The sequence below is a fragment of the Niabella aurantiaca DSM 17617 genome (assembly GCF_000374125.1).
Classification (GTDB): domain Bacteria; phylum Bacteroidota; class Bacteroidia; order Chitinophagales; family Chitinophagaceae; genus Niabella; species Niabella aurantiaca.
On the sequence record NZ_KB893643.1, the window covers coordinates 480,119 to 496,218 of the forward strand.

Genomic DNA, 16,100 nt, shown 5'->3' on the forward strand with positions numbered 1-16,100 from the left:
TAAAATTGTAAAAAACTGTATGGACTACTTTTTTGCGTATTTCCTTTTGAATTTGTCGATACGGCCGGCCGTATCTACCAGCATATTTTTACCCGTAAAGAAAGGGTGTGAAGTACTTGAAATTTCCAGTTTTACAACCGGATACTCATTACCGTCTTCCCACTGGATGGTTTCTTTTGAATTTGCAGTAGAACGGCTTAAAAAAGTATCGCCGTTACTCATGTCTTTAAAAACTACTAAACGGTAGCTTTCCGGATGGAGCCCTTGTTTCATAACTATATGATTTTTAAGGTTGTACGGATTTTGCCGTACGGTTGTTAATAAAATTTGAGGTGCGAAGGTACGATAAATTGCTAATTTCTGATTACTAATTTCTGATTTTCCGGTTTCCCTCGTTAACTCCGCATATTTTCTATCTGCAGGGGCACACCCAGCTCCCAGCTTTTGGACGCCTGGATCACGCTTTGCAGGTCATCGATCTTCTTCCCCGTCACCCGTACCACATCCTCATGAATGGATGCCTGCACTTTTAGTCCCGCGTCTTTGATCAGCTTTACGATCTTTTTCGCATCTTCCTGCCGGATGCCGTTACGTACTTCAACCTCTTTTTTCCAGGCCTTCCCGACCTGGTTCCCTTCTTTGCTCAGATCAAAAGCTTCCGGGGCAATGCCCTGTTTGTGGGCGCGGCTGACCAATACATCCAGCAACTGTTTCATCTTCATGTCGTCCTCGGTCTCTACACTGATCCTGAACGCTTTTTTATCCAGTTCAATCACCACATGCGATCCCTTAAAGTCAAAGCGGTTCGTGATCTCTTTTTCCACCACGTTCACGGCATTATCCAGCGCTTGCGCGTCTACTTTACTGGCAAAATCAAATGAAGGCATATCTGAAGAATTTAGAATGTAAAATTTAAAAGTACTAAGAAGCTGTTTAAAAATAAAATTTTGATGCTCCTTATAAGCGCCATCCGGCGCATTGTTGTCGTTAAAGCCGCGCTTTCGCACGGCTTTAACGAAGCTCTAATTTCATAAGTGTCATGGGCGCGGGGCATGATGATCCGTGCCCAAGGCGCCCTGTTGTTCTTTTGGACTTATAAATGGGTTGAAACCTGTTCTTGCCGGATCTTTCGAGGCCATGCTCTTTTGCTAAAATGATCGCTGAACCCCGCTTTTTACAGATGGCGGCTACAGCGAAGCCCTAAGTAAAGGCAATAAAAAGCCGGAACCTTCTTGTGGCGATAAGGATGCTCCTGAATCGTTTTTAAACAGCTTCTGAGACCTGCGGAAAATGTAAAATACCAGGCGAAAATGTTGTTGGTGAATAGCGAATAGTCAATATGAGAAGGAAGATCCACATTGTTACATTCTCAAATTTCCACATTCTTAAATTTCGCCCGTCCCCCATTCTGCCCGCAATTGCCGGTGGTATTCAGAATCAGCGGGCTGGTCATACAGTCCGGCCATACTCCGCTGACGGAATGCCTCGTAAATACTGACTGCGCAGGCCACACTGATGTTCAATGACTGGATGATGCCCACCTGCGGAATGATAAAATTGCCGTCGGCAAGCACGCGGATCTCCTCGCTGACGCCGCTGCGCTCATTTCCGAAAACCAGGGCGACCCGTTGGGTAAGGTCCAGGTCATACAAGGTTTCCGCTCCGGAGCTGAGGTGTGTGGTGAATACCTGATCATACCGGTTTCTTAAATCCGCAAAACACGCCGCAGCATTGTCGTATTGATGAATGGAAAGCCATTTGGCTGCACTGGAACTACTTTTGGCGCCCCATTTTTTGTGCCGGGGTATCTTTGTATTGAGGATGTACACGTCCTGTATCCCCACCGCATCACAGCTGCGCATTACAGCAGAAATATTGTGCGGATCAAATACATTCTCCAGCACAATGCCGAGCCCTTCCTGCCGCTTGCGGATGACATTCTCCAGCTTTTCTTTCCGTTCATGGGTCATTGATCGGTATTTTATAGTGAACCGCAAATGTAAATACAAATTACAGAAACCGCCTCTGCTACGCCTGGCAGGCACATTCAAATCTCCAAAGCAGCCAGGGAGTGGCGTAACTTCTAAAAATATAAGAAAAAGACCTGCCCCGAAAGCAATGAATCAATCATCAGCCCGGAAGACGGAAAAACGGGAGGGGTTTATATATCAATCCTTGCCGTCTTACTGCCTTACAAGCCCCAAAAAATACTTTTAAGACACGCTCTTTTTACAATGGAACCCGGCTCATCGCGCTTTGCATGTATTTTAATGCCCCTGCCTGCCCTGCCACACCCTTCATAATTTAATAATAATTTAAAACAGGCGGGATATAACTCTCGATTATTACCCGTAATTCTGCCGATAAAGTGTTATTATTGTGACCCTACACAGAAATGATATGCAGAAGGTTATACCGAGAGATATCAGCTGGCTGGCCTTTAACGGCCGGGTATTGCAGGAGGCTGCAGATCCTACCGTACCGCTGAATGAACGGATCAAATTCCTCGGGATCTTTTCCAACAACCGGGACGAGTTCTTCAGGGTGCGGATCGCCTCGCTCAAAAGAATGCTGCGGATCGAATCGAAGCTGAATATGCATCCGGAAAAGAACCCCAAAAAGATCCTGGAGCAGATCCACGAGCTGATGGCCGAACAGCAGGAAGAATTTGAAAGGGTCTGGAAGAATGTGCAGCGCAGTCTGAACCGTAACAAGATCTACCTGAAGACAGAAACACAGCTCACCTATACACAAAAAAAATTCATCCGGGAGTTTTATGAAACGGAGATCAGTCCCAACATCATTCCCCTGATGATCGAGAACATTAAAAAATTTCCCACGCTCCGCGACAAATCCATCTTCCTGGGTGTGGTCATGCGCAAAAGCTATAACCGGCAGGACCGCAAATATGCCATTATTGAAGTGCCGGTTACTGCCGTGGGACGTTTTATTGAGCTTCCATCGCGCAGCAACCAGCACAACATTATGTTGCTGGAGGATGCCATCATTGCCAATCTTCCGGATATTTTCCGTTTTCTGGGCTATGATGAGTTCAGGGCCAATATTTTTAAATTCACCCGCGATGCCGAGCTGGATATTGATACCGCAGACAACACATCGATCATTCAAAAACTGGAAACGGGGCTTAAAAACCGCAAAAGGGGAACGCCTGTCCGCTTTACTTACGACGACCGCATGGACCCGGACCTGCTCGCCCACCTGGTCACCCGCATGGGATTTGGCAAACAGGATGCCATCAGCCCGGCCGGGGCCATCCATAATTTCCGGCATTTTATCGATTTCCCTCCCAAGGTGTTCCGGAATGTAAGCAAACGCAAGGAGCCCTTTGATCATCCCCTGCTTCTGGAGCAGCGTATTTCCGACGTGATCCTGCACCGCGATGTGCTTTTGAGCTTTCCCTATCACAATTTCACCCCCACCATCGACCTGATCCGCGAAGCGGCCTTCGACCCGGACGTAGTATCGATCAAGATCACCTGTTACCGCCTCGCTTCCCAGTCAAAGATCATCAATGCGCTGATCAATGCGGTCCGCAACGGCAAAGAGGTAACGGTAATGCTGGAGCTGAAAGCCCGCTTTGATGAGGAAGCCAATATGGAATGGAAACAGCGGCTGGAAGATGTAGGCGCAACCGTTTTAACAGGATTTCCCAACATGAAGGTGCATGCCAAATTGTGCATCATCAAAAAAAAGAAAGGCCCGCGGACCGGGTACTATGGTTTTGTAAGCACCGGCAACCTGAACGAAAAAACAGCACGCATCTATGCCGATCATTGTTTGCTGACTTCCAATAAAAAGATCATGGCCGACATCAACCGGATCTTTGCCTACCTGGAAAAACCCAAAACCAATGAGCTGGCGCTGCAAAAATGCACCACCATCATTCCCAGTCCTCACCTGATCCGGACCTTCCTGGTAAAACTGATCGACCATGAGATCGGAATGGCCAGAAAGGGAAAGAAGGCCGAAATGATCATCAAGATGAATTCGCTTTCGGATATTGATATGATCCAGAAGCTGTACGAGGCCGCCCGGGTCGGTGTCGTGGTCAAACTGATCGTACGGGGAATCTTCTGTATGTTATCGCAAAACAAGAAATTCAAACATAAGGTAACCGCCATCAGCATTGTGGATGAATACCTGGAACATGCGCGTGTTTTTGTTTTTCATAACGGCGGCAAACCGCGGGTATTCCTTTCTTCAGCTGACTGGATGCTGCGGAACATCGAGCACCGGGTAGAAGCCACCTGCCCCGTTACCGATACCCGGTTAAAAAATGAGCTCATCGATATCCTGAACATCCAGCTCAATGACAATGTAAAAGCAAGGGTACTGGACAACGAACTTAAAAATAAATATGTACATTCGGCTTCTAAAAAAACAAGATCCCAGGAGGCCGTTTATCATTATCTCATTAATAAAAAGTATTCATAGTTGAAATTAGCCGCCATCGACATAGGCAGTAACGCAGCCCGTTTGCTGATCACCGATGTACGGATGATCAAAAAGAACAAGCCGGACTTTATCAAATCCAACCTGATCCGGGTTCCTTTACGCCTGGGCTTTGATGTTTTTGAAACCGGTGAGATCTCTCCTGAAAAAACCGCGCACATCCTCAGCACCATGAAGGCTTACCGCCATTTGCTGGATGCCTATGAGGTACCGCGGGTAAAAGCCTGTGCCACGGCCGCGATGCGTGCCGCCAGGAACGGGCAGCAGATCATTGAGCAGATAAAAAAAGAAACAGGCCTGGATATTGAGATCATTTCCGGCGACCGGGAAGCGGCTTTGATCTACGAAAGCCATGTGGCGGAAACCCTTACCAGGGGCGAATCATACCTGTACATCGATGTGGGCGGGGGCAGCACGGAGCTGACCTGTTTTACCAGCGAGGGAATGGCCTTTAAACATTCCTTCAATATCGGCACCATCCGTTTGCTGAAACAACAGGTGACCACAGAACAGTGGGAAGAAATGAAAGATTATATCCGGAGCCGCACCAAGGGACTAAAAAAAATGACCGGGATCGGATCCGGGGGAAATATCAACAAAGTATTTTCCCTGTCGAAGCGCAAGGAAGGGCGCCCGCTTTCAGTGGAGCTGCTCCGCGATTACTACAAAGAGTTCAGTAACATGACGCTTGGCGAGCGGATGAGTAATTTTAAACTGCGGGAAGATCGCGCCGATGTGATCGTTCCGGCCTTGCTGATCTATATGAATGTATTGAAATGGGCCGGGGCCGAGGAGATCCTTGTTCCCAAGATCGGGCTGGCAGACGGATTGATCCAGAGTTTGTATGAAGAGATTTGCAGTCAGGAATGAATTTTTCAGTTTGCATCCGTCCCTTCTCCGCATGGATCACCGGGCATCAAACGGGACCTGACCTGAAACTTTAAACCTGAAACCTGAAACAAAATAAGATAAGGTATGTCCATCAATAAAGAAGTAAAAAGGGTCACCACCCATACGCTGGCAAAAATGAAAGCAGCCGGTGAAAAAATAAGCATGCTTACGGCTTATGACTTTTCGTTTGCCCGGATCATCGACAGTGCGGGAATCGATGTGATCCTTGTAGGCGACTCGGCCTCCAATGTAATGGCGGGTCATGAAACTACATTGCCCATTACGCTCGATCAAATGATCTATCATGCGCAATCCGTTATCCGCGGGGCCAAACGCTGCCTGGTAGTGGTCGACCTTCCCTTTGGGGCATACCAGTCCAACTCCGAGATCGCCCTGGCCTCTGCCATCCGGATCATGAAGGAGACCGGCGCCCATGCCGTAAAACTGGAAGGCGGCGCTGAAGTCGTGGAATCCATTAAAAAAATTGTTTCCGCCGGCATTCCTGTAATCGGTCACCTCGGGCTTACCCCTCAGTCCATTTATAAATTCGGCACCTATGCGGTACGCGCAAAGGAAGAAGATGAAGCCAACAAACTAAGGGACGATGTGCAGCTGCTGCAGGAAGCCGGGTGCTTTTCCATTGTGCTCGAAAAGATACCCGCTCTTTTGGCAAAGGAAGTTACCGAAAGCCTGTACATACCCACTATTGGCATTGGTGCAGGAAAATACTGTGACGGCCAGGTGCTGGTCATGCACGACATGCTGGGCATCAATACCGAATTCAAGCCCAAATTTTTGAGACAATATCTCAATGTTTTTGAACAGGCTACTGCTGCCGTTCAGCACTATATTTCAGACGTGCAATCCGGCGCCTTCCCGAATGAGCAGGAGCAGTATTAACGGGCCGGGCAACCGGTTTCCGACTCCCTTGCTGTCACTCGTTTTTAAGGTGCTTCCTCCTGTTGCAGATGCCAGCTCCATAGGCAATCAGTAGCGGGATGCTTAAAAACATAGAAATCCCGGTAAGGACCATGAGTACCAAATAGGAACTGTCATGTGGAGAAGGATTCCTGATGCCACCCATAATTTCAAACACCACCCGGTGCAGATTGAGCAGGGTGAGCACAGAAATGATGAGGCAAACCGGCATTAAGGTAACAGTAACAATGTTCCCGGTACTCAGCCGCGTATAGGTTGTTAGAAAATAACCAAGCAGGCAAAGCCTCCAAAACGCCACAATGGCAAGGAACCATACGTTCATCGTGTTTGCGACAGCAACAGGAAAAAAACGCTCCACCGGGATCGCATAAAAAACAGCCGGAAACGAGGTTAGTGCAATAAAGGTCAGCACAGCTTTATAACTCCACGCCGTTACTTTAAACGGCAGCAGCAGCAGCCAGATAAATGCCGCCAATACAAAGATATATATAACAGATCCCATACCCATACGTTGCAATAAGCCGGCGCCGGGATCGTCCCAATAGCGCCCCATACCTACAATCCAGGTACCGATGATCCCGGTGATCAAATGGGTATTATTAAACTGTAGTAGTTGCCCGCGCTCCAGCCTGAAGAAAAGCAGGTTTGTTATATACTTAAATGTGCTCATTTCCATTTGGCAAAATTTTATTTCGTAATAATTGTTTGAAGGTTGCCCTTCGCTGTGCTACGCGCTCTTCTGAATACACGGAGCGCATCAGATCCTGAAAATATACTTCGAAGTCCGCTACCGAAAAGTTTTTAGGCCGGAAGGTCGCATCAAACAGCGTGCATTTGTTCCAGAACGGATCGGCTAATAGCCGGTGCTCTTTTTTTAGCTGATGATACAAAGCAGTGTTGGGAAAAGGCGTCAACATGGTAACCTGCACTTCTGACAGCCGGCTCTCTTGAATAAACCCGGCTGTTTCGGCAAAGGTTTCAGGAGTATCCGTATCAAAACCCAGTATAAAACATCCGTTTACCGAAATTCCGGCAGATTGTATCTTATCGATGGCTTTCAAATAAGAATCAAATTGGCGGTATTTCCAGTTAGCCTTATCCAGTCCTTTCAGGCCGGCCGGCAATGCGGTTTCAAAACCGATCAGCACCTGGCTGCAGTTTGATTGCGCCAGCAGCTCAAGGAGCTGGTCATCATAGGCTACGGAAATATCGGTTTCCGTAAACCATTTCATCCGGTAGCCTGAAAATAGGCGCAGCAATTCTTTTGACCACTTCTTATCCACGAAAGTGTTATCATCTGCCAGCTCTATAATATAAAGGGACGGTCCCAAATGCTGAAAATAGCGTCCAGTTCTTTTTGCACCTGCACGATAGGTTTTTTCTTATACGTACTGATCGTTCTGGACGCAGCACAAAAGCTGCAGTGCAGCGGACAGCCCCTGGTGGTCTGTATCGTCAGCCGGTTGTATTTTGAAATATCCAGCAGTTCATAGCGCGGCACCCGGGCGTCCTGAAAATGGAAAGCAAAACCGGGGTCAGTCAGTGAACTGTATCTTCTTTGCAGCTGTCCCAGCTCCACATCATGCAATAGTTTTTCCCAGATGCGCTCTCCTTCTCCCTGGATCACGGCATCGGCATGCAGGACGCCTTCTTCGGGCAGCGCCGATACATGCAGACCGCCGATCACCACCTTTATACCCCTGGCTCTGAAACAGGCTGCCAGTTTGTAGGTTTCATTGATCCGCGCGGTCAATGATGAAAAAGCGATAAGATCAGGCTGCTCCTCCGAAATGCCTTCCAAATCATCCTCCGTATAATCGTCCAGTTCCTTATAAATGATCTCCCAGTTTTCGGGTGTATGCGCTGCAAGTGTCAGCAATCCCAGGCCCGGCAAACTTGCAATAACCCGGCTCCGGTCTACAAACCCCGGAAGCGTTAGCCCCATTTCCAGCAGTTTCTGGTTGTATACCGTACACCGCTCATGGAGATTAAGACCGCCTTAAATGCTTTCATCGGTGCATTTTAAAACAAGATGCTGTTCATCAATGATTTTCCCGAGATAAATTTAATATAAACACAGGTACAAACATCTTTTTAGTGCCGCTATTTTACATGCGTCCGATCCGCCGGACGGCACCATAATTCGCAAGGGCCCATTCCCTGGGCGCGCTTCCTCCCCTTTTAACCTGCACATGGCCAGTGCTGCCACCATAGCCGTCAATTCATGATCCGAACCTATGGTTCTCCTGCTTCCGTTTCAGGTTTTTATAACGACCCGGGGTTCGCTGTTAGTAAATGAGGAGGAGGTCATACGGGAAATTATGTATTTTCGAAAAAACTTGACAATATGAGAAAAAGCCAGTTAGCACTAATCCTGCTGTTCGTAATCCTTTGCTTATCCTGTGGAAATAAGAAAGACTCCATTGATACCTCCAGCTGGTACTTTAAAGTTAAAATCGACAATCAATGGAGATACCTTCCCGACGACCTGGGTGCTTTTTTGCGCACCGAGTACAGCGGAGACAATCACCCATTCCTGGCTTTCAGCGCGAAGAACGAGCAAACAAAAGAATACCTGCTGTTTAATTTCAATATCACCATCATCCGGTATAATGCCGATAGTACCGTGATGCATCCGCCCACCACAAAATATAGCTTTCATCACTTTGAATACACTGTAAACAATAAAAAGGTAATTGAGACAAGATCTTCTCCCTTCGGTGGCAGTGCTAATTTGGGCACGATCAGTTTGCACGAGTTTAAAGTAGTGGATACAACCCGGAAACTCGCCGGGTATTTTAAAGGGAATATGTCCTATGTAGATGACGCGGGCAAAACCGTCACCATTACTGAAGGTCAGTTTAACCTCCCCAGGAATGATCAGAAAGTGTACAATTAATGTAACGCGCCTCTTGCCCTTTGATTGAGAAGGGTCACCAGAAGCCCGGCAATAAGATCACCGGCTTCAGACCAGGGAACGAGGCAGCGGATGGCATTTCAATCCACTGCCGGTCGGGGTCATTTCACTACAACTCCCTCCAGGTCGTAGTCATAGGCTTTTTCGACCTTCACATTATAAAATTCGCCGATCGTTAGTTTTTCGGCACTGGTAATGATCACTTCATTGTCTACCTCAACACTGTCAAATTCTGTACGGCCAATATACCGGCCGGCTTCTTTTTTATCGATCAGGGTTTTAAAGGTCTTCCCTATTTTATCCTGGTTCAGCTCATAGGAGATCTCCTGCTGGAACTCCATGATCTCCTGCGCCCGGCGTTCCTTTTCCTCCTGGGGAATGGTATCTGCCAGCTGGTAGGCCGATGTATCTTCTTCATGCGAGTAGGTAAAGATGCCCACACGGTCAAACCGTTCCTTCGCAAGGAACTGTTTCAGCTCCTCAACATCATCCGGGGTTTCACCGGGGAAACCGGCGATCAGGGTAGTGCGCAGACAGATCCCCGGAACTTTCTCGCGGACCGTGCTTACAAGCGCTTCCATTTCTGCACGGGTGATCTGGCGCTTCATCGCGCTGAGCATATTGTCCGCAGCATGTTGCAGCGGCATATCCAGGTAATTGCAGATATTGTCCCGTTGGCGCATCACATCCAGGATCTCCAGCGGAAATTTTGTAGGATAGGCATAATGCAGGCGGATCCATTCCAGACCCGGAATATCCGCCAGCCGGTTCAGCAGATCCGGCAGCATTCGCTTTTTATAGATGTCCAGGCCATAATAGGTCAGCTCCTGGGCAATCAGCATGATCTCTTTCACCCCTTTCTTTACCAGGCCCCCGGCCTCTGCCACTACCTGCTCCACCGTTTTGCTGACATGTTTGCCCCGCATCAGGGGGATGGCACAAAAAGAACAGGTGCGGTTGCAGCCTTCTGATATCTTAAGGTATGCATAATGCCTGGGAGTCGCCAGCAGGCGTTCACCCAATAGCTCAGATTTATAGTCAGCCTCAAATTGTTTCAGGATCAGCGGCAGTTCCATGGTACCAAAAAATGCATCCACTTCGGGGATCTCGGTTTCCAGGTTGTTCTTATAGCGCTCGCTCAGGCAGCCGGTAACATATACTTTATCCAACCTTCCCCGCTTTTTCAACGCTACCTGTTCCAATATGGTATTGATGCTTTCTTCCTTGGCCTTATCAATAAACCCACAGGTATTGACCACTACAATATTGTGATCAGACCTTTTATTTTCATGCACCACATCAATTTCATTGGCCCGCAGCTGTCCGCTCAACACTTCACTGTCTACCATATTTTTACTGCAACCAAGGGTAATGATGTTTACCTTATCTTTCTTTAATGTTCTCGCTTTCAAAACCGGAATTTCAATTTTAGAAGCTGCAAAGGTACGGTATGATCCCGAGATGCACGGCCCCGGGGTGCAGGAATCAGCAGCAGCGGTCTTTGGAGGTAAGATCCCGTACAAGAAAAGAAAAAGACAACACACGTAAAATAATAATTTTAAACACTTTATGCACCATGCCTGCCAATTCCTTTTCGACTCTTATGAACCCGGCCATTCCGTTTCCACCCCTTCGGTCCGTAAAAAAGCCTGGAACCTTTTCAGCAAGCCGGGCGTTTTCCGCACTTCCGCCGGTAGTACCCCGTTGTTGGCCGCAAATACCAGCAGCAACCCCACGGCTTCGCCAATACTCCACTCAACAGGGTGCAGACGGTAACACCCGTTGGTGATATGTGTGGTGCCGATGTTCTTATTTGCCGGGAAGATATTTTCCATCTTCAGGGGCAGTAACGCTCCCAGCGGGATCTGGAACGGCAATGAAGGAAAATCAATATAATTATTACCCCGGCTGCTGGGATGCAGGTCGATGTGATAATAACCGATACCCACCGAATCAAAAAAGGGTGCGGCTTTCTCCTGGCCGGAAAAAGCTACCCGGGCCCTGTTCTCCCGGCCCACGTGCTCTTCCAGTATCGTAAACTGAGCCCTGATCCTTCTCGACTCCCGGATATAAGGATATTTGGCCAATCCATCTGCAGTGCCCATAATATCGTTACGCAGGCGCAATCCCTTCCAGCCCCTGCCTCCGCCGGGCCCTGGGGCCTCTGTCTGCAACCAGTACAGCAACGACAGGCTCAACTGTTTGGCAGCATCAATATGCTTTTTCAATTCCCGGGGCGATACATCCACTATATTTCCGGGCATATAATCATTCTGCGGCCAGTTGACCACCGTAGTATCGCTTCTGTAAGCCCCCTCTTTAAAATTTTTCCGGTCGATGATCCTCCGGTAGTTCCACAAATTCAGCAACGGTCCGGTGGAATTTCCATCCGGGGAGAAACCCAGGTCTTTCGGTTGCAGTGTCTGGGGTTGTGCATATTGAAGCCCCAGCAGCCTGCCCGGCCAGGCCGGTTTCAGAAGCGGGGTATAGTTTTTCCAAAAAAGATAATCTGCAGGTCGTGCAATGGTATGGTCCTCGCCTTCCATATGGTCCATGGCAAAGCACATTGTGAACGCCTGGTTATTGGCGGCATCTCCTGTTTCCGGTGCATGCAGTTCATGCGTCTGGCTCCGGGATTCCGTACCTGTTACGTAAGCCGTACCCGTTAGTGGCAACAGGTCTCCCAGTTCTGTAGCATCGATAAAATGCACGCCTTTCACCGTGGTCAGCATCCCGTTCCTTTCGTTCTTTACTGTAATAGACTGTACCCTCGTGCTCTTTACGGCTGCTTTTACGGGACTGTGCTCCATCAGTAACAGCAGCCGGCCACTGGAAAGATAAGGTATCAGCATTTGCCGGATTACGGTTTCGGCCACTGCCGGTTCATGGCAAAGATGGGAAACAGCGCCATTCCCCGGGTTCAGATGCGGATTATTCCGTTCTTTTTCGGTCAGCGGATAATGCTGCCGGTAATGATCCCGGATCCGGTTCCGGAATTGGCGGTAGGACCGGGGCGCTCCATGGGTTTCGATCCAGGGATGCTCATCGGGCGGTACTCCCTGTGCCGTCAGCTGACCACCCAGCCAATCCGTGGTCTCCGTCAGTATTACTGAATTTCCATTCCGCAGCAATGCCAGCGCCGCTGCCACGCCTCCCAGTCCACCGCCGGCGATCACCACATCCGCCTCAGATGCCTTTCTTTCATCCGTAACTTTTGTTTCCTGCCCGGATAGCAAACGCACACCAGGGATGGCGGCGCTTACAGCCACACCGGCACCGCTGCCGCTCAACAGTTCAATAAAGTCTCTCCGTTTCATAAATGCCTGCAATCGTAAACGATTGCTAATATAACCAAACTCTTTTATTAACCTGCCGGGCAATACGGATCCGGTCCATCATTTTTTTATAAGGCAGGGTATTGCAAAAAAAAGTATACAATAACGGAGTTATTTACACCGGATAGCAAACCACAATATCTTTGCAGCTATGAAATGGATGCCGGTTCTTTTTATTTTGTTTGCCCTCTGTGTGGTTTCCTGTAATGAGCACCCAAAAAAAACAGCCGTCAGCAATGGTGTTTCTGATACACTGGCCGGCTTCCGGAACAGCAGGGTTACCGGCCTTCAGTATGAGCTGTCCTTTGATATTCCCGCGAAAAAACAGGAAGATATTGCCGCAAAGATGCGGTTATCCTTTCATTATGCAGGGGCTGCCGGGGCGCCCCTGCTCCTCGATTTTAAAGAGGATCCACAAAAGCTCAAAAAGATCGTCATCAACGAAAAAGAAGTGCCGGTCAGCTATAAAAACGAACACATCGTCCTGGATGCCCGCCTGCTGCAAAAAGGCGCCAATACCATCGCTATTGATTTTACCGCCGGCAACAGCGCACTAAACCGGAGGGATGATTTTTTGTACACCTTGTTTGTACCCGATCGCGCGCGGACCGTTTTTCCCTGTTTTGACCAGCCCGACCTGAAGGCCGTCTTCAGGCTCACCCTTGTGATCCCCCGGGACTGGGCAGCGATCGCCAACAGCAAACTACAGGACTCCGTTGCCCGCAACGGAAGAAAGACCCTGTATTTTGCTCCCTCTGATAAGATCAGCACGTATCTCTTTTCGTTTGCAGCAGGCAGATTCAATACTGCCCGGGAAAAATGGAGGAACAGCGAGATCGAATTCCTTTACCGGGAAACAGACTCCGAGAAGGTCAATAACAGCCTGCATGCCATTTTTGACCAGTATAAAAAAATGGTGCTCTTCAATGAACAATGGACCGGAATTGCCTATCCGTTTCAAAAACACGGCATGGTGGCCATTCCTGATTTCCAGTTTGGCGGCATGGAACACCCGGGCGCAATCCTGCTGCAGGCATCCACCCTGTTCCTGACCCGGGATGCTACAGAAGGCCAGCTGAACAGCCGCGCTCATTTGCTGGCACATGAAGTGGCCCATATGTGGTTTGGCGACCTGGTTACCATGGACTGGTTTTCCGACGTATGGATGAAGGAAGTGTTTGCCAACTTTATGGCAGACAAGGCCACTGCAGTTCCAGATCATGAGCAGGGTTTCTCGCTGAAATTCCTTACCGATCATCTGCCGCCTGCCTATGCCATCGACCGCACCACCGGTGCCAACCCCATCCGGCAGACGCTGACAAACCTGGAAAAGGCCGGCACCCTGTATGGAGGGATCATTTACCATAAATCACCGGTAATGATGCGACAGCTGGAAACGCTGATGGGAACATCCGGTTTTCAAAAAGGCGTGCAGGAATACCTGAACACCTATGCTTTCAAAAATGCTTCCTGGCCAGACCTGATCCGGATCCTGGATCGCCATACCCCGGCAGATCTCCGGAGCTGGAACGCGGTTTGGGTAAACGAGCCGGGGCGCCCTGTATTTGATTATAAAACCGAACTGGACCCTGCAGGCGGCCAGATCACTGGTTTTTCCGTTTTTCAGCAACCGGAGTTCGGCTCCGGAAAAGTGTGGCCCCAGCGCTTTGACATCAGCTTCTACTATAAAGGGCTGGTGCGCACCATAACCGTAAGCGATAGTCTTGCAGCGCAGCAGGTGCCGCGGGCCTTGGAGCGCAAACGGCCCCTGTTCATCCAGTTCAATGCATCCGGCATAGGATACGGGGTTTGGCCGGTAGATACCGCTATGCTGCCCCACCTGTTCCGGATCGACAACTATGTAAGCCGGGCCTCTGCGTACATATCGCTTTATGAAAATATGCTGAATGGCCGTTACAATACCCCGCTGCAGCTGCTCCGGCTTTTTGAATCCGGTCTTAGCAAAGAAACCACCGAGCTGAATCTGCGTTTGCTGACCGGCTACCTCCGTTCCGTTTACTGGAACTTCCTTTCCCCGCAGCAACGCCATCAACGGACTGAGCACCTGGAGAAGAGTATATGGAGCGCCCTGAAAAAGCAAAAAAGCCCCAACAACAAAAAGATCCTTTTTGGATGCTATCAATCTGTTTTTGGAACCGAGCCTGCGGCTGCACGGCTCTATGGGATCTGGTACAGCCAGGACCCTCCTGTAAACATAGTTCTGAAGGAAGAGGATTATACTGACCTTGCCTTTGCACTGGCGCTGAGAAACACAACCGGCGACAAGATCCTGGACCGGCAACTGCAGCGAATCAAAGACCCGGACCGGATAAAGCGGTTCCGACTCATCATGCCTGCACTTTCGCACGATCCGGCTGTCCGGGACCAGTTCTTTGCCGGCCTGCAACGGCAGGAGAACCGGGCCAATGAATCTGCCGTGGGAACAGCACTTTCCTATCTCCATCACCCGCTCCGGCAGCCCTCCGCGGAAAAATACCTGGAAAAAACACTGGAGCTTCTACCCGAGATCCAGAGTACCGGCGACATCTTTTTCCCGGGCAACTGGCTCCAGTCAAGCTTCGGAAGCTATCAATCCGCATCGGCCTACCATACGGTCACTACATTTTTGCAACGCCATCAGGAATTGAATGGTCATTTAAAAGCCAAGATCCTCCAATGCACCGATAACCTGAGGCGCGCACAGGCCATTGTGCGTTAAAGATATCAGGTTGGTTTGCTCCAACAGATCTGTCACAATTAAACGGAGGAAACTCCAATCGTTTGAAGACGGAGCAACAGCTATATGACTTTACATACAGCAACAGCTTTTTCGATATCTTCTTTTATAAATCCCCAATGATATTTTTCAAACTTTCCCAACATGATACAAATGCAATCAAACTTGATTACATTTTAAAATGCCGTACCCAACACACCAACCTTTAATCATTAAAAAAATCAACCCTCTTATCCAAAAAAATATTCCTTATCTTTAATACCCTCTGTTTTAAAAACACCGGGCCGGCAGATCATGAAGAAAAAAAAATTTCAGTTCACCTATACCGTAGCAGAAGACAGCAGCGCACTGGCAGCAGAAGATGCTGCTTTGCTGCAGCAAGCACGAAAAACGACCCGGAGAGCATATGCCCCCTATTCCCGGTTCAGTGTGGCCTGCGCCGCTAAACTGGCCAATGGCAGAACGGTTGTAGGCTCCAACCAGGAGAACGCTTCCTATCCCGTAGGCATCTGCGCAGAAAGAGCACTATTGGCAACCGTAGGCACACAGTACAGCGATGAGCCGATCCTTACCCTTGCGGTAGCCTATCATTCCCATACCGGGAACAGCAACCGGCCCATTTCTCCCTGTGGCATGTGCCGCCAGGCGCTATCGGAATATGAAAAACGCACTGGCAGCCCCATTCGTTTGTTGCTCTCCGGCATGGAAGGACCTGTTTACATCATTGACACCATAAAGGATCTGCTTCCCCTCGCTTTTGGCAACGATGATCTGGGCATCCGGGGCTGATATCCTGGAACAGTGGAGT

The 16,100-nt window shown here is 49.0% G+C and carries 14 protein-coding genes; 6 read left to right on the forward strand and 8 right to left on the reverse strand.

Annotated features, from left to right (window positions below):
- Positions 1–24: 24 nt before the first annotated feature.
- From B160_RS0119000 to B160_RS0119010, 3 genes are all read right to left on the reverse strand, one after another.
- The gene (locus B160_RS0119000) at positions 25–273 is read right to left on the reverse strand and encodes a type B 50S ribosomal protein L31 (RefSeq protein ID WP_018629515.1); all 249 of its coding nucleotides are present in this window, start codon (positions 271–273) and stop codon (positions 25–27) included.
- 122 nt (positions 274–395) lie between these two features.
- The gene (locus tag B160_RS0119005) at positions 396–887 is read right to left on the reverse strand and encodes a YajQ family cyclic di-GMP-binding protein (RefSeq protein ID WP_026309870.1); all 492 of its coding nucleotides are present in this window, start codon (positions 885–887) and stop codon (positions 396–398) included.
- 498 nt (positions 888–1,385) lie between these two features.
- The gene (locus tag B160_RS0119010) at positions 1,386–1,970 is read right to left on the reverse strand and encodes a TrmH family RNA methyltransferase (RefSeq protein WP_018629517.1); all 585 of its coding nucleotides are present in this window, start codon (positions 1,968–1,970) and stop codon (positions 1,386–1,388) included.
- 430 nt (positions 1,971–2,400) lie between these two features.
- Between B160_RS0119010 and ppk1 the strand changes: the two genes are divergently transcribed.
- From ppk1 to panB, 3 genes are all read left to right on the forward strand, one after another.
- Complete coding sequence (gene ppk1 / locus B160_RS0119015; protein ID WP_018629518.1) at positions 2,401–4,455, forward strand: polyphosphate kinase 1; 2,055 nt, start codon at positions 2,401–2,403, stop codon at positions 4,453–4,455.
- Positions 4,456–5,343 carry a Ppx/GppA phosphatase family protein gene (locus B160_RS0119020; protein ID WP_018629519.1) on the forward strand — a complete coding sequence of 296 codons (888 nt, stop codon included), beginning with the start codon at positions 4,456–4,458 and terminating at the stop codon, positions 5,341–5,343.
- Between the two features lie 105 nt (positions 5,344–5,448).
- Positions 5,449–6,264 (forward strand): 3-methyl-2-oxobutanoate hydroxymethyltransferase, encoded by an 816-nt coding sequence (gene panB / locus B160_RS0119025; protein ID WP_018629520.1) that lies wholly within the window; start codon positions 5,449–5,451, stop codon positions 6,262–6,264.
- A 34-nt stretch (positions 6,265–6,298) separates the two neighbouring features.
- On the opposite strand, the gene B160_RS0119030 is transcribed toward panB, so the two are convergent.
- The 3 genes from B160_RS0119030 to B160_RS30795 are packed head-to-tail and all read right to left on the reverse strand — an operon-like array spanning position 6,299 to position 8,248.
- Positions 6,299–6,973: a hypothetical protein gene (locus B160_RS0119030; protein ID WP_040680081.1), complete on the reverse strand. Its 675-nt coding sequence runs from the start codon at positions 6,971–6,973 to the stop codon at positions 6,299–6,301.
- The gene (locus B160_RS30790) at positions 6,960–7,634 is read right to left on the reverse strand and encodes a B12-binding domain-containing radical SAM protein (protein ID WP_051107211.1); all 675 of its coding nucleotides are present in this window, start codon (positions 7,632–7,634) and stop codon (positions 6,960–6,962) included. Before B160_RS30790 ends, B160_RS0119030 begins: the two co-directional genes overlap by 14 nt.
- Positions 7,610–8,248, reverse strand: a complete 639-nt coding sequence (locus B160_RS30795; RefSeq protein ID WP_051107212.1) for a B12-binding domain-containing radical SAM protein — start codon at positions 8,246–8,248, stop codon at positions 7,610–7,612. Before B160_RS30795 ends, B160_RS30790 begins: the two co-directional genes overlap by 25 nt.
- A gap of 402 nt (positions 8,249–8,650) precedes the next feature.
- Here B160_RS30795 and B160_RS0119040 point away from each other — a divergent pair, with 402 nt between their 5' ends.
- Positions 8,651–9,202 carry a hypothetical protein gene (locus B160_RS0119040; protein WP_018629522.1) on the forward strand — a complete coding sequence of 184 codons (552 nt, stop codon included), beginning with the start codon at positions 8,651–8,653 and terminating at the stop codon, positions 9,200–9,202.
- Positions 9,203–9,321: 119 nt separating this feature from the next.
- Here the strand turns inward: B160_RS0119040 and rimO are convergent, their stop codons facing one another.
- Both rimO and B160_RS0119050 read right to left on the reverse strand, forming a co-directional pair.
- Entirely contained in the window at positions 9,322–10,632 is a 1,311-nt protein-coding gene (rimO, locus tag B160_RS0119045; protein WP_026309871.1) for a 30S ribosomal protein S12 methylthiotransferase RimO, read from the reverse strand.
- Between the two features lie 189 nt (positions 10,633–10,821).
- Positions 10,822–12,537 carry an FAD-dependent oxidoreductase gene (locus B160_RS0119050; protein ID WP_026309872.1) on the reverse strand — a complete coding sequence of 572 codons (1,716 nt, stop codon included), beginning with the start codon at positions 12,535–12,537 and terminating at the stop codon, positions 10,822–10,824.
- A 169-nt stretch (positions 12,538–12,706) separates the two neighbouring features.
- On the opposite strand from B160_RS0119050, the gene B160_RS0119060 reads away from it, so the two are divergent.
- Positions 12,707–15,274: a M1 family metallopeptidase gene (locus tag B160_RS0119060; protein ID WP_018629526.1), complete on the forward strand. Its 2,568-nt coding sequence runs from the start codon at positions 12,707–12,709 to the stop codon at positions 15,272–15,274.
- Between the two features lie 312 nt (positions 15,275–15,586).
- Positions 15,587–16,081 carry a cytidine deaminase gene (locus tag B160_RS0119070; RefSeq protein WP_018629527.1) on the forward strand — a complete coding sequence of 165 codons (495 nt, stop codon included), beginning with the start codon at positions 15,587–15,589 and terminating at the stop codon, positions 16,079–16,081.
- Positions 16,082–16,100: the final 19 nt, after the last annotated feature.